This is a genomic window from Wenzhouxiangella sp. YN1, from assembly GCF_056324145.1.
The window spans coordinates 276,995-300,447 of sequence record NZ_JBJNIO010000154.1; the positions used below are offsets into that span (position 1 = coordinate 276,995).

Below are 23,453 nucleotides of genomic sequence, written 5' to 3' on the forward strand. Positions count from 1 at the left end.
TCGGCGCGCCCGATGTTCTGCGATCAATGTCGTTGTGGTCCACTGATGCCCGATCGTCGATGTGAGTAACCGCGCCATCATACATGTCGACATGGATGCCTTCTACGCCAGCGTTGAACAACGTGATCATCCCGAATTGCGCGGCCGCCCGGTCATGGTGGGTGGCGGCAGCACGCGCGGCGTGGTGGCGGCAGCCAGCTACGAAGCCCGGCAATATGGCGTACGCTCGGCGATGCCCGGCGCCCGGGCCCGGCGGCTTTGCCCCGCGGGTGTGTTCGTTGCCGCGCGTTTCGATCGATACCGTGAAGTTTCCGGCAGGGTCTTCGCGCTGTTCCGGGAGCTCAGCGATCGGGTCGAGGGGCTCAGCCTTGACGAGGCCTTCATCGACGTCAGCGAACGCGTTCGCCAGCACGGCGAGTCGCTGCCGGCGATTGGCGCCCGGCTCAAGGAGCGCATCGCAGAGCAAACCGGGCTGACGGCCTCTGTGGGCATGGCCCATAACAAGCTGTTGGCCAAGATTGCCTCCGACTATGACAAGCCCGATGGTCTGGTGCACGTGCCGGCAGGGCGCGTACAGGGCTTCCTCGACCCGCTGCCGATTCGGCGGCTATGGGGGATCGGGCCGCGGACGGCAGAGCGCCTGCACGAGATCGGCGTTTTTACCATTGGCCAGCTGCGGCGCACCCATGCTGACGTGCTTGCAAGCGTGCTGGGTGATCAGGCAGAAGAATTGATCCAGCGCGCCGCGGGCATCGATGAGAGAGCGGTCGCAGGCGATCGCGTTCGCCGCTCGATCAGCCAGGAAACGACGTTTGCGCGTGACCATCACGATATCGAAAGTCTGCAGCAAGTCCTGCGCGTTCAGGCCGACGAGGTGGCAAGAAGGCTCGACCAGCGTGATCTGTACGCCCGCACTGTCACGATCAAGCTGCGCTCCGGAGGGTTTTCCACCATCACCCGCAGTCAGTCACTGAGCGGTTACACCCGCGCCGCCGAACCGATCCTGGCAGCCGCGCGCGAGCTGCTGGCAGACTGGGCCGGCTGGCGCAAGCAGTTTTCGGTTCGCCTCATCGGCGTAGGAGTTTCCGGCTTGTCAGCCCGGCCAGACGAGTCAGAACTGCTTGATTGACGCGCGCCGCGACCCGAACCCGTCTGCGCGGCAGAGTCAATGTTCATCCGAGCTGTTTGCCTCGCCATGAAGATCGCGCACTTCTCGCCGCAGAATCTTGCCGACGTTGCTTTTGGGCAGCTCGTCGACGAACTCGACGTACTTGGGGACCTTGTATCCGGTCATTTGTTCGCGGCAGTATTCACGCAGCTCCTTGACCGTGAGCGATTCGTCCTTGCGCACGACCACCACCTTGACCACCTCGCCGGACTTTTCGTCCGGTACACCGATGGCGCCCACCTCGAGCACTTTGGGATGACCGGAGGCAACGTCCTCGATTTCGTTGGGATAAACATTGAACCCGGAGACCAGAATCATGTCTTTCTTGCGGTCGACGATGTAGAAGTAGCCGCGCTCGTCCATCCGCGCCATGTCTCCGGTGCGCAGCCAGCCATCGTCGTCGAGCACCTTGGCGGTCTCTTCGGGCCGATTCCAGTAGCTGTGCATCACTTGTGGACCACGCACGCACAGTTCGCCGATTTCACCTGTCGGCAATGGCGTGCCGTCGGCGTCGATGATGCGGCAATCGGTCGAGGAAATCGGCAGGCCGATGGAGCCGTTGTATTCCTCGAGATCCATCGGGTTGATGCACGCTGCCGGGGCGGTCTCGGTCAGCCCGTAGGCCTCGACCAGCGTGACGCCCGTGGCTTTTTTCCAGCGCTCGGCCACGGAACGCTGAACCGCCATGCCGCCGCCGAGCGTCATGCGCAGACTGGAAAAGTCGAGTTGGCTGAAGCCCTGGGTGTTGAGCAGGCCGTTGAACAGGGTATTGACCCCGGTAATGGCGGTAAAGCGCACCTTGGCGAGCTCCTTGACGAAACCGGACATGTCGCGCGGGTTGGTAATCAGCACGTTGCGGCCGCCGAGCTTGAGAAACACCAGACAATTGGCCGTCAGCGCGAAGATATGGTAGAGGGGCAGGGCGGTGATGATGGTTTCCTCGCCCATGTTCATGTTTCCGCCCAGCCAGGCGGATGCCTGCTGCATGTTGGCGATCATGTTGCCGTGGGTGAGCACCGCCCCCTTGGAGATGCCGGTGGTGCCACCGGTGTACTGCAGAAAAGCGATGTCTTCATGCCCCAGACGCACCGGGTGGAACTGCTGATCGGCGCCTTCCCGTAGCAGTGCTTTGAATGGCAGTGCTTCGGGCAGGCTGTAGGCCGGCACCATTTTCTTGACATGGCGCACCACGAAGTTGGTCAGCGCGCCCCGGATGCCGCCCAGCATGTCACCCATGCGGGTGACGATCACATGCTCGACCGGCGCATCGTCGATGACCGCCTCGAGCACGCCGGCGAAGTTGTCCATGATCAGGATTGCACGGGCGCCGGAATCGTTGAGCTGGTGCTTGAGCTCGCGCGCGGTGTAGAGCGGGTTGGTGTTGACCACCGCCAGCCCGGCGCGCAGAGCTCCGAAAACGGCAATCGGATACTGCAGGACATTGGGCATCATGATGGCGATCCGGTCGCCTTTTTCCAGACCCATGGCCTGCAGTCGCGCGGCGAAGGCCGCGCTGTGGCGATCCACCTGGCCGTAGGTCAGCTTGCCGCCCATGTTGACGTACGCGATCTTGTCGCGAAAGTCATTGCAGCTGGTGTCAATGACATCCACTACCGAGTCGAATTCATCCACGTCAATCTCGGCCGGCACCCCTTCCGGATATTGCTTGAGCCAGGGTTTGTCGCTCATCAGGTCTCCCTTTGAATCCGCTTGATCGATCTGATCAAAGCTTGGCACAGGAGCTGCGCCGAGACAAGCCGGGATCGCGCCCGCACATCGACCGATGCGTGACCTGCCACAAGCTCGATATTTGCCCCTTTATCGGCCGCCGTATATGATCGCGGGAAAACCCTCAGCAACCGAACCCCATGGGCGAAGAGAACGTCGAACAAACCAGCGATGAGCGCAGCCGCCACGCCTTCATGAAAGCGCTGCTAAAAGAAGTGCGTGCTCTCGAGGACATGCTCGAGACCGGCATGATCGAATCCGGCGTCAGGCGCATTGGCGCCGAACAGGAGATGTTCCTGGTCGATCAGGCTGCCCGCCCTGCGCTGACGGCAATGCAGGTTCTCGAGCAGATTGACGACCCGCGCTTCACGCACGAGCTGGGCCTGTTCAACCTGGAAGCCAATCTGTCACCGCTCGAGCTCGGCGGCGACTGCTTGCGCCAGCTGGAAAGGGAGGCCGAGGAAGTGCTCGCCATCGCGCGGCAAAAGGCCGACACGGCAGGCAGCCGCATCGCGCTGGTGGGTATTTTGCCTACGCTCACGCGTGAGCACATGTCGCTGGACTCCATGGTGCCCAAGGCGCGCTATTTTGCGCTCAACGAGGCACTGTTGAAGCTTCGTGGCAGCAAGGTCCAGTTTGCCATCAAGGGCATTGACCAGCTCAACATCAATCACGACAACCTGATGCTCGAGGCCTGCAATACCAGCTTTCAGGTGCATTTTCAGGTGGGTGCGGATGAATTTGCCCATCTCTACAACATTGCCCAGGCAGTCACCGGGCCGCTGCTGGCCAGCTGCGTCAATTCGCCCATTCTGCTTGGCAAGCGGCTCTGGCACGAGACCCGGATCGCCGTATTCGAGCACTCGGTCGACGCCCGCTCGGAGGCACATGCCACCCGTGGCCACAAGCCCCGGGTCCATTTTGGCGATCACTGGATCGACGAGTCGGTCATCGAAATCTTCAAGGAAGACATCGCCCGCTTCCGGGTCGTGCTGACGACCGAATTCGAAGACGATCCGGTCGGCATGGTGGCGCGTGGCGAGACACCGCGATTACGCGCGCTGTGTCTTCACAACGGCACGGTCTATCGCTGGAATCGCGCCTGCTACGGCGTTTCGTCCAACGGCAAGCCGCATCTGCGCATCGAAAATCGCGTTATTCCGTCCGGGCCGACCGTCATCGACGAAGTGGCCAATGCGGCGTTCTTCTTCGGCATGATGTCGCATCTGTCGCACACCATCGACGACATCCGCGAACATCTGAACTTCAGCGACGTCAAGAGCAACTTCCTGGCCGCAGCGCGGGAGGGGCTGCGTGCGCAGCAGGTCTGGTTCAACGATCGTCAGGTCACTGCGCAGGAATTGATCCTCGACGAATTGCTGCCCATGGCCCGAACCGGCCTGGTCGAAGCCGGTATCGACGAGCGCGACATCGAGCGTTACCTGGGCGTGATTCAGGCGCGGGTGGAAAATCGCCGCACCGGCGCGCGGTGGCAGCTGGAATCGCTCGAGAGCATGCGCGGGGAGGGCAACGAGCATGAGCGTTTGCGGGCGCTGGTTTCGTCGATGGCCGAGCGCTCCGAAACCGGACGACCGGTTTCGGAGTGGGAGCTGGCTGCCTTCTGCAGCCAGCAGGACTGGCGCGACAGCTATCGCCATGTGGGACAGTTCATGGCCACTGATCTGTTTACCGTCAGGCCGGACGACATTGTCGATTTTGCAGCCAGCCTGATGGAATGGCGACACGTTCGCCATGTCCCGGTAGAGGACGACGCGGGCCAGCTGTTGGGCCTGGTCTCTCATCGTCAGCTGCTGCGACTGATCGCCCGCGGCAGGCGCAGCGAAGAATCCGTGACTGTTCGCGACATCATGCGATCAGATCCGATCACGATAACTCCGGATACGACCACGGTAGAGGCCATACGTCTGATGCGAGACAAGCGTCTGGGCAGCCTGCCGGTAGTGGAAAAGGGCCACCTGGTCGGTCTGATCACCGAGCATGATCTGATTGTGGTGGCCTCGCGGCTGCTGGAATCCTATCTCAGCGAGGACCAGCGCCAGTGAAAAGGCGAACGCGCCTTCGGGCACTGGCAATGGCGGCAATAGCGGCGGCGACTCTTGCCGCCTGCGCCGATGATCGGCCAGCCGAAGAGCGGATTCGGGCCCGTATCGAGTCGATGCAGACAAGCCTGAGCGAAGGGCGGGCGCGTGCGTTCATGGCACCGATAGCCAAGGACTTCACTGCGACGACACGCAACCTGGACCGGCGCGCGGCCGGTCTGCTGCTACGGCGGGAAATGATGGCGCACAAACGCCTCAAGGCGCGCTTGGCCAAACTGGAGATCAAGCTTCAGGGCAGGGACCGCGCCACCGCTACCATGCACGCCGTATTGACCGGGGGCAGCGGCCTCATCCCCGATACCGGCGGCTGGTACCGGCTCGAGACCGGCTGGCGGCTCGATGAGAGCGAGTGGATGCTCATTTCGGCCCGCTGGGAACGGGTTGCGGGGACATGATGATGTTCAATGATCGATGATCAGAAACCACCTGATGCTGGCGCCGCAATTGTTTCGGTCATTGGGGCATTCGAGAATTGGTACTTGTTTGAAAACTGGAGCTTGATCACGGGTCAATAACGAACGTGCCGGCACATTGGCCGGCACGTTCGTTTTCGATTTGTCGCTGCCCGGTTACAGAACGTAGACGAAAACGAAAAGGCCCAGCCAGACCACGTCGACAAAGTGCCAGTACCAGGCCACGGCCTCGAAGCCGAAGTGATTCTTCTTGGTGAAGTGTCCGGCCATGCAGCGCAGGGTAATGACGATGAGCATGATGGTGCCGGCAGTAACGTGCACGCCGTGGAGACCAGTCAGCATGAAGAATGTCGAGCCATAGATGCCCGAACCCAGGGTCAGGCCCAGGTCCTGGTAGGCGTGGACGTACTCCGTGGCTTGAAAGTACAAAAAGGTGGACCCCAGGGCCACGGTGGCAATCATCCAGCCGACCAGCGGGCCGCGCTGGGCTTTCTTCAGCGCCCAGTGGGCCAGCGTGATGGTCAGGCCGGAGCTGAGCAGAAGCAGGGTATTGACCAGCGGCAGGCCGAAGGCCGGAATGAGCTCGAACCCGCCACCGAGATTGGCCGGTCCGGCGGTGGGCCAGGCGGCGTCGTACTCGGGGTAGAGCAGCTGGTTGGTCATCGCCCCGGTGCCCTCACCACCGACCCACGGGACCGACAATATCCGGGTATAGAACAGGGCCCCGAAAAAAGAGCCGAAAAGCATGATCTCCGTGAAGATGAACCAGATCATGCCCTGGCGGAAGGAGCCATCAACGGCCTTGTTGTAGACCCCTCTCTCGGATTCGCCGATCACCTCCGAAAACCAACCAAAAAACATGACCGCCACGATTGCCGCACCGGTCAGCAGAATCCAGGGCCCGATGGCCGGGTTGTTGAACCAGGTGGCCGTGCCCATGACCATGACGAACAGACCGAACGAGCCGACGATGGGCCACCTGGCCCTGGAGGGTACGAAATAATGTGCTTGTGCCATTGTTGATTCCTGATGCAGTTGGTTCTGTGGCTGGCCGCTCGCCAGCTCCCTCTGTTGTTCGAGCACCTCAGGGCGCTGATCCGTTATGTCGCCGGAGTGTTCATTGGGCGTTGACGACTCCCATCATGATGAAACCGATGTAGATGGCCGTCGCGATTCCGGCAAGCACCAGCGCCATCCCGATGACCCGGCGCCGCCGGGTCTTGTGCTGATTGTTGTTCTCACTCAACGCCCGCGCTCCCATCATCCGGTATGGTCGGGATGAGCGGTCACGCTGTCGTCCACTTTCGGTGGCGTTTCAAAGGTATGCAGCGGAGCGGGCGAAGGCACGGTCCACTCCAGGCCGCGCGCGCCTTCCCAGACCTGATTGCTGGCGCGCTCCCCACCACGGATGGTCTGCCACACGATATAGACGAAAAACAGCTGGGCGATGCCAAAGGCAAAGCCGCCGATCGACGAGATCATGTTGAACTCGGCGAACTGAACGGCATAGTCGGGGATTCGTCGGGGCATGCCAGCAAGACCCAGGTAGTGCTGTGGGAAGAACAGCACGTTGACGGAAATCGCCGACCACCAGAAATGGATCTTGCCGAGCCTTTCGTTGTACATGTGGCCGGTCCATTTCGGTATCCAGTAGTAGACGGCGGCCATCAGGGCAAAGACCGAGCCGGTCACCAGAACGTAGTGGAAGTGAGCCACCACGAAGTAGGTGTCGTGGTACTGGAAATCGGCGGGCACGATGGCAAGCATCAGCCCCGAGAATCCGCCAATGGTGAACAGCACGATGAAGCCCAAGGAGAACAGCATCGGTGTTTCGAAACTCATCGAGCCGCGCCACATGGTCGAGACCCAGTTGAATACCTTGATGCCGGTGGGGATGGCAATGACCATCGTGGCGTACATGAAGAAGATATTGCCGCCCAGCGGCATGCCAACGGCAAACATGTGATGCGCCCAGACGATGAACGACAGAAACGCAATCGACGCGGTCGCATATACCATCGAGGTATAGCCGAACAACGGCTTGCGCGAGAACGTCGGCAGGATTTCCGAGACGATGCCGAAGGCAGGGAGGATCATGATGTAGACCTCCGGATGCCCGAAGAACCAGAAGATGTGCTGATACAGCACCGGATCGCCGCCACCTGCGGCATTGAAGAAGCTGGTGCCGAAGAAGCGATCGGTCAGCAGCATGGTGACGGCACCGGCCAGAACCGGCAGCACGGCGATGAGCAGAAACCCGGTGATCAGCCAGGTCCAGGCGAACATCGGCATGCGCAGCAGGCTCATTCCCGGGGCACGCATGTTGAGGATCGTGACGATGATGTTGATTGCGCCCATGATCGACGACATGCCCATCAGGTGGATGGAAAAGATGCCGAAGGCGATGTTGGTGCCGCCCTGCAGCGACAGCGGCGGGTATAGCGTCCAGCCCGAGGCCGGTCCGCCGGTGCCGATGCCGAACATGCCCAGCACCAGCGGCGTGAGCAGGACGGCGAACGCGAACGGCAGTATCCAGAACGACAGGTTGTTCAAACGCGGCAGCGCCATGTCCGGTGCGCCGATCATCAGCGGCACCATCCAGTTGGCCAGGCCGACGAACGCCGGCATCACCGCCCCGAAGATCATCACCAGCGCATGCATGGTGGTCATCTGGTTGAAGAATTCGGGGTTGACGATCTGCAGGCCGGGCACGAACAGTTCGGCGCGAATGACCATGGCCATCGCACCGCCGACCAAGAACATGGTCAGGGAAAAGACCAGGTAGAGGGTGCCGATTTCCTTGTGGTTGGTGGTGAACAGCCAGCGCGCCAGGCCGGTCGGGTGGTCGCCGTGGTGTTCGTCCTGATTCAGTGCGGTTTCATGGCTCATGACTTGGTTTCCTTGCTCTTGTTCACTCTTCCACCCGACTCGACGCTGCCGGCAGGCTCACCGGTCGCTGCCACCTGCTGCGCTGACGCTGGGCTGTCGGCGGCTGCCGCCTGCTCCGCCTTGCGGTTTTCAATCCACTCGCGGTAATCCGCTTGTGAAACGGCCTCGACCACAATGGGCATGAAACCATGGTCCTTGCCGCACAGCTCGGCGCACTGACCGCGGTAGACGCCTTCTTCCTCGATCTGCACCCAGGCCTCGTTGACCATGCCGGGGATCGCGTCTCGCTTCCAGCCGAGCTCCGGCACCCACCAGGAGTGGATCACGTCACCGGAGGTCAACAGGAAACGAATCTTGGTGTCGACGGGGACAATCAGCCGGTTATCGACTTCGAGCAGGTAGTTGTCGACGGTGCGAACGTCGATGCCCGCGCCAATCTGGCGCGCGCGATTGCTTTCCCGGTCCAGCATCGAATAGAAATCCACGCCGTCCTCGAGATATTCGTACTGCCACAGCCACTGGAAGCCGGTGACCTTGATATTGATCTCGGCCCCGCCGGTATTCTCCATGTCGATCAGAACGCGGGTCGAAGGGATTGCGAGGATGATCAGAATGACAACCGGGATGGCCGTCCAGGTAATTTCGGCGGCAGTGGAATGACTGAACTTGGCCGCCTTGTAATCTCTTGACTTCCGATGCACAAAGATCGACGTGAACATCGCCGTGAACACCAGAATGCCGATCACGGTCACCACGGCCAGAACAATATTGTGCAGCTGATAGACATCCTGGCTGTAGGCCGTCACGCCAGCGGGCATGTTGTCGCCGACGGCGAACAGGCCCCAGGTGACCACGGTGATGACCGCCAGTACGGCCAGGGCCACGATCAGTTCGTTCGTTTTCTTCATCCTCGTCTCACCTGTGATTGCTTGCTCAACTCCGGGCACTGTATGGCCGGAGACTTTCCCTGAGAGCGCCAGCCAGCGCCAGCTTCTCGTCAATCGGCAGAAATTCGCCGATCGCCTGTTGCCGTCCGTGACAGGCTACCATCACCTGCCGCTCACCCATCGGCTGCTGCAGGACCTTCACTTGTACCCAGGCCGAAGGCCATTCGGAACAAGTCTGGCGCCGGACGTCGAAGTGCTCGATCTTGAGCCTGTCACGATCAACCATCATGGTCTCGCGCGCCCAGTTCCCTCGCCAGGCCAGTCGCATGCACCAGCCGACAATGAACAGATGCAGTATTGCAGCTATCATGATTGGCCAGAAGCCCAGCAGAAGCGGGCCAAGCGCCACCAGAAGCGTTACTGCGCTCAAACCGAGAAACACGGCGGCCAGCCGGTCGAGCGACATGGAAAGATTGGAACGCGCCTCTATTACACGGGAGGGCTGCGGTTCCGAACTGTACCGGATGTCGATCATGCCAGCGATCACCATGTTTCCGGACTGCATTGCGCCCATTCTAGCTGATGCAATCGGAAGGTGGCAGGGGGAATTGCGCTGGATCAAGAAATCGGCCACGCAAGCGTGCACGCGCACCCGCACCCGGTCGTCAGTGATGACGCCAGTCACAAGCCGCCTTCGGTTACACTTGCGAATGACTTTCGAAACCTGTTTTCAGAGGGCCCGATGACACAAGCTTCCCACCCTTTCGTCACCATTGATTCCTTCACCGCGGACGCGCGCCGCCAGGCGCTGGATGCGGCCTGGCAGGTGGATGAGGGCGAGCATGTTCGCTTCTTGCTCGAGCAATTGCGTCTCGACCCCGAGCAGCGCGAGAGCATCAGCGGCAAGGCTGCCGCTCTGGTCCGGAGCGTTCGCAATCGCAGCCGCGATGTTGGCGTGATGGAAGCGTTCATGCGCGAGTACGACCTGTCGTCGGAAGAGGGCGTGATCCTGATGTGCCTGGCCGAGGCGCTGCTGCGGATTCCTGACAACGACACCGCAGAAATGCTGATTTCCGACAAGCTTTCGGACGCCGACTGGGAAGCGCATCTCGGCAAGAGTTCGTCAGTGCTCGTCAATGCCGGCACCTGGGGGCTGATGCTGACTGGCCGGCTGGTCGGCGTCAAGGGCTCGGAGAAGCGCAGCATCGGCACGCTGCTGTCGAAAATGGCCAACAAATCCGGCGAGCCGGTGGTGCGCACTGCCATCCGCCAGGCGATGCGCATCATGGGCCACCAGTACGTCATGGGGCGCACGATCGAAGAGGCCATGCAACGGTCGGTCAAGAAAGAGAACCGGCGTTTCCGTTATTCCTTCGACATGCTCGGAGAGGCGGCGCTGACGGCGGCGGACGCCCGCATCTACTTCGATGCCTATGCCAATGCCATCGACGCCATCGGCGAGCGCACCGAAGGTGACAATGTATTCGCGCTGCCGAGCATTTCGGTCAAGCTCTCGGCACTGCACCCGCGCTACGAATACGCCCAGCATCAGCGCGTGATGGAAGAGCTGGTTCCGCGCCTGCTCGAGCTGGCCCAGCGCGCGCGCAAGGCAGGCATTGCCCTGACCGTCGACGCTGAAGAGGCCGACCGTCTGATGATCTCGCTGGATGTTTTCGCCGCCGTTCTGGGCGATGCTTCACTGCAAGGCTGGGACGGCTTCGGGCTGGCGCTGCAGGCTTATCAGAAGCGGGCCTGGGCCGCCATCGACTGGCTGGCGGAAAAGGCGCGCGAAACCGGGCACCGCATTCCCATCCGCCTGGTCAAGGGCGCCTACTGGGACACCGAAATCAAGTTTGCTCAGGTTGACGGCGTCGAGGGCTACCCGGTATTCACCCGCAAGGCCAACACGGACCTGTCCTATATCGTCTGCGCCGACAAGCTGCTGTCGTTGCCGGATTGCTTTTATCCGCAGTTTGCCACCCATAATGCGCATACGATTGCCACCATCGCCGAGCTGGCCGGTGACAACACCGAGCATGAATTCCAGCGTTTGCACGGCATGGGTCAGCAGCTCTACGAAGAGGTGCTCGACGGTGAAGGCTTCAACGCGCAGTGCCGCGTCTATGCGCCGGTCGGCAACCACAAGGACCTGCTGCCGTACTTGGTGCGCCGCCTGCTTGAAAACGGCGCCAACACTTCGTTTGTCAACCGTATCGTCGACGAGAAACTCTCGGTCGAAAAGGTCATCGACGATCCGATAGCCGAGGTCCAGTCGCATGCGCAATTCTCGCATCCGCGCATTCCCCTGCCGGCCGACATCTATGGCTCCGGGCGGCGCAACAGCCGCGGCATCAACATGGCTCGCGATCCGGAGCTGTCGCAGCTCAAGCAGGATATGGAACGTGCCGCCGAAGCCGACTGGCGGGCAGCGCCCACCGGCCCGGCCGCGCGTGGCAGTACGGACGACAATATCGCCTCGCCGATGGACAGTCGCATGTCGCTCGGCCAGGTCACCTGGACCGATCCCGAATCGGTCTCCGAGGCCGTCAACACGGCGCTGACTGCGCAGGGCGACTGGGATCACCGCGGCGCTGCCGAGCGGGCCGACATTCTCGATCGCATCGGCGATCTCTACGAGCAGCACTGCGCCGAGCTGATGGCCATCTGTGCCCGCGAGGGCGGCAAGGCGTTGCTCGACGGGCTCGCCGAGGTGCGCGAGGCGGTCGACTTCTGCCGCTACTACGCCATGCAGGCCAGAAACGAGCTGGCCGAGCCGGTCGAGCTGCCCGGCCCGACCGGGGAATCCAACACCCTGCGTACGCACGGCAAGGGCGTGTTCGTGTGTATCAGCCCGTGGAACTTCCCGCTGGCGATCTTCACCGGCCAGGTCGTGGCCGCGCTGGTGGCCGGCAACACGGTGCTCGCCAAACCCGCCGAACAGACGCCCCTGATCGCCGCCCGCGCCGTGGCTCTCATGCACGAGGCGGGCGTGCCGGAAGAGGTAATTCAGTGCCTGCCCGGCGGCGGCAAGGTGGGTGCCGCACTCACTGGTGATTCGCGCATCGCCGGCGTGGCATTTACCGGCTCGACCGAAACCGCGCGCGTCATCAACCGCAGCCTGGCCGAGCGCGAAGGCTCGCTGGCGACCCTGATCGCCGAAACCGGCGGCCAGAACGCCATGATCGTCGACTCCTCGGCGCTGCCCGAGCAGGTTGTCGCCGACATCGTTCACTCGGGCTTTCTCAGCGCCGGGCAGCGCTGCTCGGCGCTGCGCGTGCTCTATCTGCAGGCCGACGTGGCCGATCGCATGCTCGAGATGCTCGCCGGCGCAATGGCAGAAATCGTGGTGGGTGACCCCGGCCTGCTCGAAACCGATGTCGGCCCGATCATCGACGCCGGTCAGCTCGAAATGCTCAACGAGCACGCCGAGCGGATGGATCGCGAAGCAAAGCTGATTGCCAAAACGCCGCTGCGCGATGATCTGCCGCCGGGCCACTGGTTTGCCCCGCGCGCCTACGAAATCGACAGCATCGACCGCCTCGAGCGTGAGATCTTCGGGCCGATCGTGCACGTGGTGCGCTACAAGGCAAGCGAGCTGGATGCGGTGATCGACAAGATCAACGCCACCGGATACGGCCTGACGCTGGGCATCCACAGCCGCATCGACCGGGTCTATCGTCATATCGCCCACCGTGCCCGAGTGGGCAACGCCTACGTCAACCGCAACATGACCGGCGCAGTCGTGGGTGTACAGCCCTTCGGCGGCGAGGGGCTGTCGGGCACCGGTCCGAAAGCCGGCGGTCCGCGCTACCTGCATCGTTTCGTGACCGAGCGCGTGCTGACCAATAACACCGCAGCCATTGGCGGCAACGCATCGCTGATGGCGCTGTCGGACTGAAATGAAGCCCCGCGAGCCCCAGATGCCGAAGCGGTGACGACACGGGTGAAACTGAGCGAGTGACTGCCGGGATCTGCTACTGATGTATCAACACTTCTACGGTCTGTCCGAGCGCCCGTTTTCGATCACGCCCGACCCGCGCTTCGTCTATCTGAGCCAGCGCCACCGCGACGCGCTGGCGCATCTGCTCTATGGCGTGGGGCAGGGCGGCAGCGGTGGGTTCGTGCAGCTGACCGGAGAAGTCGGCACCGGCAAGACCACGCTGTGTCGCGTGGTGCTCGAGCAGGTGCCCGAAAACACCCGTATTGCGCTGATCCTCAACCCGATGCTGTCGCCGGCGGAGCTGCTGCGCGCGGTCTGCGGCGAGCTGGAAATCTCGATTGCAGGCACCGACGGCAGCCTGCAGCAGCTCCAGGAGCGCCTCAACAGCTATCTGCTCGAGCGCCACGCCGAGGGCGAGCGAGTGGTGCTGATCATCGACGAGGCCCAGAACATGAGCCGCGAAGGGCTCGAGCAGATCCGACTGCTGACCAATCTGGAGACGGCCACCGACAAACTGCTGCAGATCATTCTCATCGGCCAGCCCGAGTTGCGCGATCTGCTGTCGCGGCCGGAGCTTCGACAGCTGGCGCAGCGGATCACGGCGCGCTATCACCTGGACCCGCTCAACGAAAGCGAAACCGAAGCCTATATCCGGCACCGTCTGGACGTGGGCGGCGCCCACCGCTGCCCGTTTACCGCCGACGGACTGCGCGCTGTTTACCAGACCTCTCAGGGCGTACCGCGCTTGATCAACATCATTGCCGACCGTGCTCTGGTTGCCGGCTACGCACGCGAGCACGACCGGGTTGGCGCCGGGCTGGTGCGCGCGGCCGCCCGCGAAGTCGCCGGAGAGGAAACCCGGCCGCGCGGCGGCTGGCTGCGCGGAACCATCGCAGCCGGCGCCCTGGTGGCGGTGCTGGCCGCCGGTGGCGCCTTGTCCTGGCTGATGCTGCAGCCACAGGGTGAAAGCGTCGACGAGATCCGCTCGGGCTGGCAGCTCATGCTCGCCGATGCCGATGCGCAGACAGCCTGGACCGAACTGTCCGCCTTATGGCCCGAGCTGGACTCCGTGGATATCGCCCGGGCCTGCGCTGGAACGGAGGTCGAAGCCCTGGTTTGCTTGCGACTGAAAGGCAACTGGTCCTTTGTCGAGTCGATCGACCTGCCTCTGGTGCTGCGGCTGAGCCGTCCGCCCGACGGACACGTGCTGCTGGTCGGGCTCGACGATCAGGAAGTGCTGCTGCGCCACGACGGCCAGGATTGGCGCGTGCCCCGCCTGCAACTCGACCGCCGCTGGCGTGGCGACTTGCTCGTGGCCTGGCCCGACAGCGGCGAGGTGTTCAAGCGCGGCGATAGCGGCGCCGCTATCCGCAGGATGAAAACACTGGCCTCCCGAGCCGATCCAGTGCCGTGGACTGGCGCCATCGATGCCAATTATGATGATGCCTTCAGCGACTGGGTGGCGGCCTTTCAACGCCATAACGGGCTCAACGACGACGGTGTGGTGGGACCCGTTACCCGCCTGTTCCTGCGCGCACCGCACGAGAATGCACCGCGCCTGCTGACCCGACACGACGGAGCCTGAACTTGTCCTTCATTCTCGATGCCCTGCGCAAGTCCGAATCGCGCCGCCAGCACTCCGGCGCGCCGGGGCTGAACTCGCCGGAACCACCCCGACCAGCACCGCGCCGCCGGCGACGGATATGGCCCTGGCTTGGCGCCGTGCTCCTGGTCGTGGCCGTGGCGGCGGCCACCATCTACGTTGTGCAGCCACAATGGCTGCCCTCGAGCCACGACGACGCGCCGCTCGCAAAAGACCGCGCGCCACGCCCGGAGCCCGTGCGGCCCGGCGAGGAGGAAGGTGACGCCGCAACGCTTGAAGTCGCTCAAGTCGAACCGTCTGACAGTGCGGATGCAGCGTCCGCCACGCAAGACCGGCGGCGCCGTCGGACTCCTCCGGTCGAATCCGACGACCGGGCAGGTGAAGAGGCCGCACCGGTCAGGGACCGTCGCGACCGCCGGCAGCCGATTCCGGCCGCCCCCGATCGTGTCGTGCGGCGAAAACCGTCCGAGCGCGAGTCACGGCCCGTCCCCGCCACGGAAGCAGGCGAGGAACTGGAGCGCCGCATCACCGCCGAGCGTGCGCAGCGCCAGCGTGACGCCCCCAGGCAACCGGCGAAGCGCGAGACAGCGCCCGCTCAGAAGCCAGACACCGGGGGCGAATCCGCCGCTGCACCTGAAGCAAGGCCGGAGCCAGCGCCGCTCAATGAGGGCGTCTCGGAGTACCTGCGGATCTGGGAACTTCCCTTGTCAACGCGTCGCAACCTGCCGGAGCTCGATCTGACAATCCACGTCTATTCACCCAGGGAGGCAGAGCGCTTCGTGCTGCTCAACGGCGAGCGTCACATGGTCGGTGACAGCGTCAAGGGCGCGCATATCGTCGAAATCACGCGTGATGGCGCAGTGATTGATTTTGAGTCTCACCGTTTCCTGCTCGAGCCGCGATGAGGCAAGCCGTCAACACCCACCGGCGCAAGCTGGTGTGGCCCTGGGTGCTGACGTTTTTCAGCCTGGCCATGGTGCTGACCTGGGCCTGGGCGCAGTGGGGCTCGGCGACGAATGCGACCGAGTGGGTCCGCAGCTGGGGGTTTGTGCCGGCGCACGTGCTCACCGACCTGGCCCGGTTTCCTGCCAGCTGGCACAGCCCGGCACTGCTCCGGATTCTGAGCTCGCTGTTCGTACATGCCGACTGGCTTCACCTGGCCGGCAACCTGGCCTATCTCTGGGTGTTCGGAATCACCGTGGAGCGGGCGATCGGGCACGGCGGGATGGTGCTGAGCTTTCTCGGTCTGGGCGCGCTTGCCAATCTGTTCCTGGCCTGGCAGATGGGACAAGTGCAAACCCCGGTCATTGGCGCCAGCGGCGGCGTGTCAGCCATCATCGGTATCTATCTCGGGCTGTTTCCGGTCAGCCGGATGGGTTTGTGGCTGCCGCTCGGGCTGTATCTGCAGTTTGCCCGGGTGCCGGCCATCCTGGTCATCGGCTCGTGGTTTACACTGCAGTTGATCTACACCGTTTTCGGCACACCCGATGGTGCCGTCGCCTGGTGGGCACACGTGGCCGGCTTCATCGCCGGCATGATCGTGGCCCTGATACTGCGCCCGTTTCCCGGTCTGGTCGATCTCGGGCTGCAGGACGACTGACAGGCACGCGCACCATGGCAATCGTTCGGATCATGTGATGTCCATTCTTTACAAGGTCAGTTTTCTCAATCAAGGGCAGGTCTACGAGCTTTATTGCCGCAAGGTCGGCGGCAGCGAGCTGGCCTACGGATTTGTCGAGGTTTCCGAGCTGGTGCTGGGAGGCGACGAAGGGCTCGTGGTCGATCCGACCGAAGAGCGGCTGCGCGACGAGTTTGAAGACGTCGAAGTGCTGCATCTGCCGATGCACTCGATCGTCCGTGTCGAGCAGGTCGCAAAACGCGGCACGGCGGTCATCCGCGACCGCAAAAGCGGGGAGAAGGTCACGCCACTGCCGCTCGACGGGCCGCGTCGCCGGCGCTGAGCCGAAGTGCGGCTTCAGTGGTCTGCGCGGCGTGGTTATGGTACGGTTCTGGCGCTTTTCAGCGCCGGGTCGCTATCGCTGGTACCGACCGGGTGGACACGTGCGGCGCTGACCGAATAACGATCTGATGGGGACCATCCGCCAATGAACAGCACCGAACAGAATTCTGCCGGCCACAGCGACAGCACGGCCGGCTGGCTCAACCGCGCACTGAACTTCATCGAGGTGGTCGGCAACAAGCTGCCCGACCCGGCCATGCTTTTCCTGCTGCTGATGATCGTGGTCTGGGTGCTCTCCTGGCTGATGTCAGGCATTCAGTTCGGCGCTGAACATCCCACGACCCGTGATGCCATCACCATCACCAACCTGCTCACCGGCGAACAACTGGTGAGCTTTCTGACCACCATGGTCGACACCTTTACCGGCTTCGCGCCGCTGGGCGTGGTGCTGGTAGCCATGCTGGGCGTCGGCGTGGCCGAGCACAGCGGCTACATCAACGCGTTGCTCAAGAAGCTGTTGGCGTTCACGCCAAAGCTGCTGCTCACGCCGATGCTGATCCTGATCGCGATCGTCAGCCATACCGCGGTCGATGCCGGCTACGTGGTGGTGATTCCGCTCGGCGGCATCATTTTCTACGCCGCCGGCCGCCATCCCCTGGCCGGCATTGCCGCAGCGTTCGCCGGCGTCTCCGGTGGCTTCTCGGCCAATTTCGTGCCCTCGGCGCTCGATCCGCTGCTGATGGGCTTCACTCAGCCCGCAGCCCAGATCGCGGATGCCAGTCTGGAGCTGCATCCGCTGATCAACTGGTACTTCACCTCGGCCTCGTGCCTGGTGATCGTGCTGCTGGGCTGGTGGCTGACCGACCGCATCATCGAACCGCGCCTGGCCAACACGCCGCTTGACGGCGATGCAGAAGACATGCCTGAAATGCACCCCATCGAGGCCAGGGAAAGCCGTGCGATGTGGGTTGCATCCAGCGTCATGGGGTTGGGTTTCGTGCTGCTGATCGTGTCGCTGTTTCCGGAGACTTCGCCGTTCCGTGATGCCGCCAGCGGCAAGATTGCTGAATTTTCGGCGCCGATCATGCAGTCGATCGTGCCGCTGATCTTCCTGTTCTTCGTCGTGCCGGGCGTGATCTATGGCTACATGACCGGCAGCTTCAAGAAAAGCAAGGATGTCGTCGATGCCATGTCTGAAACCATGGGATCGATGGCCTACTACATCGTCATGGCTTTTTTCTGCGCTCTGTTCGTGGCCGAGTTCGGGCGCTCCGGCCTGGGGCTGTTGCTGGCAGTGGAGGGCGGCAATTTCCTCGCTGGCCTGCCGCTGCCGGGCGGCGCGACCCTGTTCGGCATCATCCTCCTGGTCGGCTTCGTCAACCTGTTCGTCGGCTCGGCCTCGGCCAAGTGGGCGCTGCTGGCGCCGATTTTCGTACCCATGCTGATGCAGATCGGGTTCTCTCCCGAGCTGACTCAGGCTGCCTACCGCGTAGGCGATTCATCGACCAATATCGTGACCCCGCTGTTGCCGTACTTTCCGCTGGTCGTCGTCTACTGCCAGCGCTACGTCAAGGGCACTGGTATCGGCACGCTGGTGTCGATGATGTTGCCGTTCTCGGTGGTCTTTTTGCTGGTGTGGTCGGTGTTCCTGATCAGCTACTGGATGCTTGGCATCCCGCTCGGCCCGGGCACGAGCTATGCCTATCCGCCGGCGGGCTAGGGCAATTCAGACTACTGACGGTTGAGCCATCCGGCCGGATCCACCGGCCGGCCGTCCCGGCGCAGCTCGAAATACAGGGCCGGCTGATCCACTCCGCCCGAACGCCCGGCCAGAGCAACCACGTTGCCGGGGGCCACCCAGTCGCCGACATCGCGCATCAGCGCTTCATTGTGCGCGTAGAGGCTCATGAAGCCATCGCCGTGATCGAGGATGAGCAGCAAACCATAGCCACGCAGCCAGTCAGCGTAGGCCACGCGTCCGTGCGCGATGCTGACCACCTCTTCACCGCCATCGGCCTCGATCAACCAGCCGCTCCAGCGTAGTTCGCCGCTACGCTCGGCGCCAAAAGCCCTCAGAACACGACCGGCAAGCGGCATTTGCAGTTCGCCGCGAAGCTCGGCAAATGGGGGGATGTTGGCATCCGCCGGCACATCCGCCAGCGCATCGGCGAGCTCTTCAAGCAGTTCGGCGAGCTCATCGGCATCGCGTTCGAGCTCTGCCAGGCGCTCACGATCACTGATCAGGCGCTGATCCAGCGCATCGAGCGCGGCCGCGCGCTCTGCACTTGCCGTCTCCAGATGCAGCGTTTCACGCTTGCGCCGAGCCAGCAGCTGACCTCGTCGTCTGGCCTCCGCATCGAGCTCTTCGCGCGTGAGCATCAGCGCAGCCACCGTTTCCTGCAGTTCCTCGATTGCGGCAATGCGCGCCCGTGACAGATAACCGTGGTAGGCCAGGCGCCGCGACAGATGCCTGGGGTCATCCTGGTTGAGCAGCATGGCAAGCCGCGAGCGGCTGCCCTGACGATAGGCGCTGGTCAGCTGCAGCGCCAGCTCCGAAGCACGCTCTCCGACGCGGTTTTCAAGTGTCGCCTGGCGCGCTTCGAGCTGGTCGATCTCGGCGCGGGTCTGTCTCAATGCCTGGCTCGCCTCGACCTGCGCCCGGCGGGCGCGGCCCACCTCGCGCTCGGCTTCGGCCAGCTGTTCGTCCAGACGGTCGCGCTCACCCAGACGCTCGTCGATCTGCGCCTGCACGGCAGCGATGCGCGTGCGCAGCTGCTCCAGTTCGGCCTCGAGCGCTTCGCGGTCTTCCTGGGCCCAAAGCGACAGAGACGAGGCGGCCAGCAGCGCTGCCGCCGGCAGGCAGAATCGGGGCGCCAGCGCTCGCACCCGCCTCAGTCGGCCCGGATCAGCGAGCGGCCGGTCATGGCCTCGGGATGCGGCAGGCCGAGCAGGCCGAGCAGTGTCGGCGCAATATCTCGCAGGCTGCCACCCTCACGCAGCCGCAAGCGTCGCGGGCCAACATAGACCAGAGGTACCGGATTGGTGGTATGCGAGGTATGGGGCTGACCGGTGGCCGGGTCACTCATCTGCTCGACATTGCCGTGATCGGCGGTAATCAGCACTTCGCCACCGGCGCGCTCGAGCACCGGAAGAACCTCGCCAAGCACGTCATCGACGGCCTCGACCGCGGCCACGGCGGCCTCGAACCTGCCGCTGTGGCCGACCATGTCGGGATTGGCGATATTGCACACGATCAGATCATAATCGCCGCTGTCGATCGCCGTCTGCAGCGCTTGTGACAGCTCCGGCGCGCTCATCTCCGGCTGCAGATCGTAGGTGGCAACTTTTGGAGACGGAATCAGCTTGCGATCCTCGCCGTCGAACACTTGCTCCACGCCGCCGTTGAAAAAATACGTGACATGCGCATATTTTTCAGTTTCGGCAATGCGCAGCTGGCGTAGCCCGGCCGCCGCCAGCTCAGCGCCCAGCAGGTGTTCGAAGCGCTGCGGCTTGAAGGCCACATCCACCGGCAGGCCGTCTTGATAGTGCGTCATCGTGACCATGCCTGAAAGGGCAGGGCGGCGGCAGGAAAAGCCGTCGAAGTCGGGTTCGACAAAAGCGCGGGTGAGCTGGCGCGCACGATCGGCACGAAAATTGATGAACACAGCGCTGTCACCGTCGGCCACCCGACGGCCGCCGGCAATGACCGTGGGCTGAACGAACTCGTCACCCTCCCCGCGGGAATAGGCTGCCTCGAGCGCCTCGGAGGCGTTTGCGGCCGCAAAATCTGCGCGGCCTTCGACAATCGCATCCCAGGCGCGCCGGGTTCGCTCCCAGCGCTGATCGCGGTCCATGGCGTAATAGCGGCCGCTGACGCTGGCAATGCGCGCGCGCCCATCGGCGGCCACTGCCGCTTCAAGACGCGCGATGGAAGCCGCCGCACTGCGCGGCGCCACATCACGTCCGTCGAGAAAGACATGCACCGCAACCTCGGTCACGGCGCTGCTGAGGGCAAGCTCGAGCGCGGCCAGCAGATGATCCTCGTGGCTGTGCACGCCCCCCGGTGAGAGCAGGCCCATGAGATGCACGCAGCCGCCGGCGGCGCGCGCCTTCTCGATACCGCCGAGCAGCGCCGGGTTGCGGGCAAAACTGCCGTCGGCAATGGCCTGGCCGATGCGCGTGAGCTCTTGGTACACGATTCGACCGGCACCGAGATTCATGTGTCCGACCTCGGAGTTGCCCATCTGGCCTGGCGGCAGGCCCACCGATTCGCCGGAAGTCTCGAGCAGAGTCGTGGGGCAGCTGGCCTGGATCCGATCCCAATTGGGCGTGTGACCGGCGGCAATGGCGTTGTCCTCGGCAGCTTCGCGCTGTCCCCAGCCATCGAGAATGAGCAGCATGAGTGGTCGGTGTGTCGGCATGATCTCCCCGGAATTCAGGCTTGGCGCATTGATGACAATTATCCCACAGCCGGCCGCCGAGGTGCTGGCAACAAAGCGACGGATCAAGGATAATGGGTCGTTTTGACCCGAAGCGATTGACCCTGGATGGAACAAGCCCTCGAGTTCATAGGAAATCACCCCGTGCTGACCGGCGGGCTGGGCGTGGCTGTGGTCGCGCTCGTTGCCTACGAAATCAGCTGCCTGTTTCGCAAGTGGACGGAGCTGGGCACGCTGGCGGCGGTTCAGCTGATCAACCGGGGCGACCCGGTCGTGCTGGATGTCTCCAACAGCAGCGACTACACCAAGGGCCACATCCGCGGGGCCCTGCACATGCCACCCTCGAATATCGAGGCCGGCAACCAGCAGCTGCTCAAGCATCGCGAGCAGCCGATCCTGATCTACTGCAAGAACAATCAGGTGGCGCCCCAGATGGCCTCGCGACTGGTCAAGCTCGGCTTCACCAACGTCAATGTTCTGGCCGGCGGCCTGACGCAGTGGATCAGCGATCAGCAGCCCGTCTCTCGCCCGAAGGGCGCAGGCAAAAGCGGCAAGTCCAGAAGCAACAGGCGCAATGCGGATAAAGGCCGAAAGAAAAAGAACAGGACAGGCAAGGACGATTCGAAGCAATCCACGCCTGATGAGCCGTGAAAAACTGAATTCAATCAGACTACTGGAAAGGAAACCTCAAGCATGACTGAAGAGAACCAAGCCGCCGCAGCCGGCCAGGAGCAGGAAGCCCAGATGGCCGTCCAGCATATCTATCTCAAGGACGCCTCTTTTGAAGCGCCCAATATCCTCGAGCTCAGCCAGAGCGAGGGGGAGCCCGAAATCAACCTGAACCTGTCGCAGCGCAGCGAGAACATCGGCGAAGACCGCCACCAGATCACGCTTTCGGTTACCGTCACCTCCAAGCAGGGAGACAAGACCGCCTTCCTGTGCGAGGTTCAGTACGGCGGCATCTTCCAGATGGCCGGGTTTTCCGAACAACAGATGCCGTACGTGATCAACGTGCTGTGCCCGAACGTGCTGTTTCCTTATTGCCGCACGCAGATCGGGTCCCTGGTCAGCGCGGGCGGTTTTTTCATGCCCCCCATCCAGCCGGTCAATTTCGAGGCGGTTTTCCGCCAGCGCCTGGAGGAAGCCCGCAATCAGCAGCAAGGCTCGGGCGAGGGCAATGGCCAACAGCCGCCCAGCGGCGACTAGAGCCTGATCAGTGACAGCCGTCCGGATTGCGGTTCTGGGCGCCGGCTCATGGGGCACGGCGCTGGGAATGCAGCTGGCGCGCATGGGCCACGATGTGCAGCTGTGGGCGCGCGACGCCAGGAGCGCCCAGGCGATGGAGCGCAACCGTGTCAACCAGCGCTATCTGCCCGACTGTCCGCTGCCTGAGTCGCTGCGCGTGACCGCAGATTTCAAGGCGGCCTGTCGTGATGCACAGCGTTTGCTGGTGGCCACGCCCAGTCACGCCTTTGGTGAGACCCTGGACCGGGTGGCGCCGTTCGTGTCGGCTCAAACCGGCCTGGCATGGGCGAGCAAGGGCTTCGAGCCGGGCACTGGGCGACTGCTGCACGAGGTTGCCGCCGAACGCTTTGGCGCCAACATCCCCTTGGCGCTGATCACCGGCCCGTCGTTTGCCCGCGAGGTGGCCGAAGCGCTGCCGACGGCGGTGACCGTGGCGGCCACCAGCCCGGATTTTGGCCAGGCCTGGGCCGCGCTGCTGCACGGCAACAGCTTTCGTGCCTATTACACGGCCGATCTGGTCGGCGCGGCGCTGGGCGGCGCAATCAAGAACGTGCTGGCGGTCGCCTGCGGCATGGCCGATGGCCTGAAGCTCGGGCACAACGCCCGCGCTGCCCTGATTACCCGCGGCCTGGCTGAAATGCGCCGGCTTGGCCGCGCACTGGGCGCCGACGACCGTACCCTGATGGGCCTGGCTGGGATCGGTGACCTGGTGTTGACCTGCACCGGCGATCAATCGCGCAACCGCCGGCTCGGCCTGGCCGTCGGGCAGGGCCGCTCGGTCGACGACGCGGTGGCCGACATCGGCCAGGTGGTCGAGGGAGTCAAGACCGCCACAGAGGTCATGCGCCTGGCCACGCGCGCCGGCGTGGAAATGCCGATCGCCGAACAGGTGCACGGCATCCTCTTCAAGGGCTGGAGCGCCCGCAAGGGCGTGCAGGTGCTCATGGAGCGCGAGCTCAAGGCCGAAACGGAATAGCGCGCCCGCGCAGCCGCCCGTACCCGCAAACACCTCCTTTGGCAAGACTTGATCGCGCCCGGCCTTGGGCGTATGGTATGGGCAT

General features: G+C 63.3%; 20 protein-coding genes. 12 read left to right on the forward strand and 8 right to left on the reverse strand.

Annotation, left to right across the window (positions count from 1 at the left end; genetic code table 11):
- The first annotated feature begins 61 nt into the window (after positions 1-61).
- Positions 62-1,129, forward strand: a complete 1,068-nt coding sequence (locus ACEWQZ_RS11145) for a DNA polymerase IV (RefSeq protein WP_476483154.1) — start codon at positions 62-64, stop codon at positions 1,127-1,129.
- Positions 1,130-1,165: 36 nt separating this feature from the next.
- On the opposite strand, the gene ACEWQZ_RS11150 is transcribed toward ACEWQZ_RS11145, so the two are convergent.
- Complete coding sequence (locus ACEWQZ_RS11150) at positions 1,166-2,857, reverse strand: AMP-binding protein (protein WP_476483155.1); 1,692 nt, start codon at positions 2,855-2,857, stop codon at positions 1,166-1,168.
- A gap of 179 nt (positions 2,858-3,036) precedes the next feature.
- Here ACEWQZ_RS11150 and ACEWQZ_RS11155 point away from each other — a divergent pair, with 179 nt between their 5' ends.
- Positions 3,037-4,959 carry a glutamate-cysteine ligase family protein gene (locus ACEWQZ_RS11155; RefSeq protein WP_476483156.1) on the forward strand — a complete coding sequence of 641 codons (1,923 nt, stop codon included), beginning with the start codon at positions 3,037-3,039 and terminating at the stop codon, positions 4,957-4,959.
- A 29-nt stretch (positions 4,960-4,988) separates the two neighbouring features.
- Positions 4,989-5,411, forward strand: coding sequence for a hypothetical protein (locus ACEWQZ_RS11160; protein WP_476483157.1), 423 nt, complete (start codon positions 4,989-4,991; stop codon positions 5,409-5,411).
- Between the two features lie 174 nt (positions 5,412-5,585).
- On the opposite strand, the gene ACEWQZ_RS11165 is transcribed toward ACEWQZ_RS11160, so the two are convergent.
- The 5 genes from ACEWQZ_RS11165 to ACEWQZ_RS11185 all read right to left on the reverse strand — a co-directional run bounded on the left by ACEWQZ_RS11165 (position 5,586) and on the right by ACEWQZ_RS11185 (position 9,755).
- Entirely contained in the window at positions 5,586-6,446 is an 861-nt protein-coding gene (locus tag ACEWQZ_RS11165; protein WP_476483158.1) for a cytochrome c oxidase subunit 3, read from the reverse strand.
- A gap of 100 nt (positions 6,447-6,546) precedes the next feature.
- Positions 6,547-6,675, reverse strand: a complete 129-nt coding sequence (locus tag ACEWQZ_RS11170; RefSeq protein WP_476483159.1) for a hypothetical protein — start codon at positions 6,673-6,675, stop codon at positions 6,547-6,549.
- A gap of 14 nt (positions 6,676-6,689) precedes the next feature.
- Complete coding sequence (gene ctaD, locus ACEWQZ_RS11175) at positions 6,690-8,318, reverse strand: cytochrome c oxidase subunit I (protein ID WP_476483160.1); 1,629 nt, start codon at positions 8,316-8,318, stop codon at positions 6,690-6,692.
- Positions 8,315-9,226: a cytochrome c oxidase subunit II gene (gene coxB / locus ACEWQZ_RS11180; protein WP_476483161.1), complete on the reverse strand. Its 912-nt coding sequence runs from the start codon at positions 9,224-9,226 to the stop codon at positions 8,315-8,317. The genes ctaD and coxB overlap by 4 nt, the downstream gene beginning before the upstream one ends.
- A 25-nt stretch (positions 9,227-9,251) precedes the next feature.
- Positions 9,252-9,755: a DUF2244 domain-containing protein gene (locus ACEWQZ_RS11185; RefSeq protein WP_476483162.1), complete on the reverse strand. Its 504-nt coding sequence runs from the start codon at positions 9,753-9,755 to the stop codon at positions 9,252-9,254.
- Positions 9,756-9,947: 192 nt separating this feature from the next.
- Here ACEWQZ_RS11185 and putA point away from each other — a divergent pair, with 192 nt between their 5' ends.
- The 6 genes from putA (at position 9,948) to ACEWQZ_RS11215 (ending at position 18,428) form a co-directional block, all read left to right on the forward strand.
- Positions 9,948-13,103, forward strand: a complete 3,156-nt coding sequence (putA, locus tag ACEWQZ_RS11190) for a bifunctional proline dehydrogenase/L-glutamate gamma-semialdehyde dehydrogenase PutA (protein ID WP_476483163.1) — start codon at positions 9,948-9,950, stop codon at positions 13,101-13,103.
- Positions 13,104-13,185: 82 nt separating this feature from the next.
- Positions 13,186-14,730 (forward strand): ExeA family protein, encoded by a 1,545-nt coding sequence (locus ACEWQZ_RS11195; protein WP_476483164.1) that lies wholly within the window; start codon positions 13,186-13,188, stop codon positions 14,728-14,730.
- A gap of 2 nt (positions 14,731-14,732) precedes the next feature.
- Entirely contained in the window at positions 14,733-15,653 is a 921-nt protein-coding gene (locus ACEWQZ_RS11200) for a general secretion pathway protein GspB (protein ID WP_476483165.1), read from the forward strand.
- Complete coding sequence (locus ACEWQZ_RS11205; RefSeq protein ID WP_476483166.1) at positions 15,650-16,348, forward strand: rhomboid family intramembrane serine protease; 699 nt, start codon at positions 15,650-15,652, stop codon at positions 16,346-16,348. The genes ACEWQZ_RS11200 and ACEWQZ_RS11205 overlap by 4 nt, the downstream gene beginning before the upstream one ends.
- A 37-nt stretch (positions 16,349-16,385) precedes the next feature.
- Positions 16,386-16,709 carry a DUF1820 family protein gene (locus ACEWQZ_RS11210; RefSeq protein WP_476483167.1) on the forward strand — a complete coding sequence of 108 codons (324 nt, stop codon included), beginning with the start codon at positions 16,386-16,388 and terminating at the stop codon, positions 16,707-16,709.
- A gap of 144 nt (positions 16,710-16,853) precedes the next feature.
- The gene (locus ACEWQZ_RS11215) at positions 16,854-18,428 is read left to right on the forward strand and encodes an AbgT family transporter (protein ID WP_476483168.1); all 1,575 of its coding nucleotides are present in this window, start codon (positions 16,854-16,856) and stop codon (positions 18,426-18,428) included.
- 11 nt (positions 18,429-18,439) lie between these two features.
- Here ACEWQZ_RS11215 and ACEWQZ_RS11220 read toward each other — a convergent pair whose 3' ends face one another.
- Both ACEWQZ_RS11220 and gpmI read right to left on the reverse strand, forming a co-directional pair.
- Positions 18,440-19,594 carry a murein hydrolase activator EnvC family protein gene (locus tag ACEWQZ_RS11220; protein ID WP_476483169.1) on the reverse strand — a complete coding sequence of 385 codons (1,155 nt, stop codon included), beginning with the start codon at positions 19,592-19,594 and terminating at the stop codon, positions 18,440-18,442.
- A gap of 5 nt (positions 19,595-19,599) precedes the next feature.
- Complete coding sequence (gpmI, locus tag ACEWQZ_RS11225; RefSeq protein WP_476483170.1) at positions 19,600-21,129, reverse strand: 2,3-bisphosphoglycerate-independent phosphoglycerate mutase; 1,530 nt, start codon at positions 21,127-21,129, stop codon at positions 19,600-19,602.
- A gap of 126 nt (positions 21,130-21,255) precedes the next feature.
- Between gpmI and ACEWQZ_RS11230 the strand changes: the two genes are divergently transcribed.
- From ACEWQZ_RS11230 to ACEWQZ_RS11240, 3 genes are read left to right on the forward strand one after another with little or no spacing between them, the layout of a single operon-like run.
- On the forward strand, positions 21,256-21,798 hold the full coding sequence (locus ACEWQZ_RS11230; protein WP_476483171.1) for a rhodanese-like domain-containing protein: 543 nt from the start codon (positions 21,256-21,258) through the stop codon (positions 21,796-21,798).
- Positions 21,799-21,840: 42 nt separating this feature from the next.
- Positions 21,841-22,353 carry a protein-export chaperone SecB gene (gene secB / locus ACEWQZ_RS11235; protein ID WP_476483172.1) on the forward strand — a complete coding sequence of 171 codons (513 nt, stop codon included), beginning with the start codon at positions 21,841-21,843 and terminating at the stop codon, positions 22,351-22,353.
- Positions 22,354-22,363: 10 nt separating this feature from the next.
- A complete protein-coding gene (locus tag ACEWQZ_RS11240; RefSeq protein WP_476483173.1) occupies positions 22,364-23,368 on the forward strand; it encodes an NAD(P)H-dependent glycerol-3-phosphate dehydrogenase in 1,005 nt (334 codons plus the stop codon).
- Positions 23,369-23,453 lie beyond the last annotated feature (85 nt).

Bases quoted from the DNA above. Each gene is read 5' to 3' on its own strand.
- gpmI (WP_476483170.1), bottom strand. From the start codon at position 21,129: ATGCCGACACACCGACCACTCATGCTGCTCATTCTCGATGGCTGGGGA.
- ACEWQZ_RS11205 (WP_476483166.1), top strand. From the start codon at position 15,650: ATGAGGCAAGCCGTCAACACCCACCGGCGCAAGCTGGTGTGGCCCTGG.
- ACEWQZ_RS11150 (WP_476483155.1), bottom strand. From the start codon at position 2,857: ATGAGCGACAAACCCTGGCTCAAGCAATATCCGGAAGGGGTGCCGGCC.
- secB (WP_476483172.1), top strand. From the start codon at position 21,841: ATGACTGAAGAGAACCAAGCCGCCGCAGCCGGCCAGGAGCAGGAAGCC.
- ACEWQZ_RS11195 (WP_476483164.1), top strand. From the start codon at position 13,186: ATGTATCAACACTTCTACGGTCTGTCCGAGCGCCCGTTTTCGATCACG.
- ACEWQZ_RS11160 (WP_476483157.1), top strand. From the start codon at position 4,989: ATGGCGGCAATAGCGGCGGCGACTCTTGCCGCCTGCGCCGATGATCGG.
- ACEWQZ_RS11210 (WP_476483167.1), top strand. From the start codon at position 16,386: ATGTCCATTCTTTACAAGGTCAGTTTTCTCAATCAAGGGCAGGTCTAC.
- ACEWQZ_RS11230 (WP_476483171.1), top strand. From the start codon at position 21,256: ATGGAACAAGCCCTCGAGTTCATAGGAAATCACCCCGTGCTGACCGGC.
- ACEWQZ_RS11155 (WP_476483156.1), top strand. From the start codon at position 3,037: ATGGGCGAAGAGAACGTCGAACAAACCAGCGATGAGCGCAGCCGCCAC.
- ACEWQZ_RS11185 (WP_476483162.1), bottom strand. From the start codon at position 9,755: ATGGTGATCGCTGGCATGATCGACATCCGGTACAGTTCGGAACCGCAG.
- ctaD (WP_476483160.1), bottom strand. From the start codon at position 8,318: ATGAGCCATGAAACCGCACTGAATCAGGACGAACACCACGGCGACCAC.
- ACEWQZ_RS11165 (WP_476483158.1), bottom strand. From the start codon at position 6,446: ATGGCACAAGCACATTATTTCGTACCCTCCAGGGCCAGGTGGCCCATC.
- ACEWQZ_RS11215 (WP_476483168.1), top strand. From the start codon at position 16,854: ATGAACAGCACCGAACAGAATTCTGCCGGCCACAGCGACAGCACGGCC.
- coxB (WP_476483161.1), bottom strand. From the start codon at position 9,226: ATGAAGAAAACGAACGAACTGATCGTGGCCCTGGCCGTACTGGCGGTC.
- putA (WP_476483163.1), top strand. From the start codon at position 9,948: ATGACACAAGCTTCCCACCCTTTCGTCACCATTGATTCCTTCACCGCG.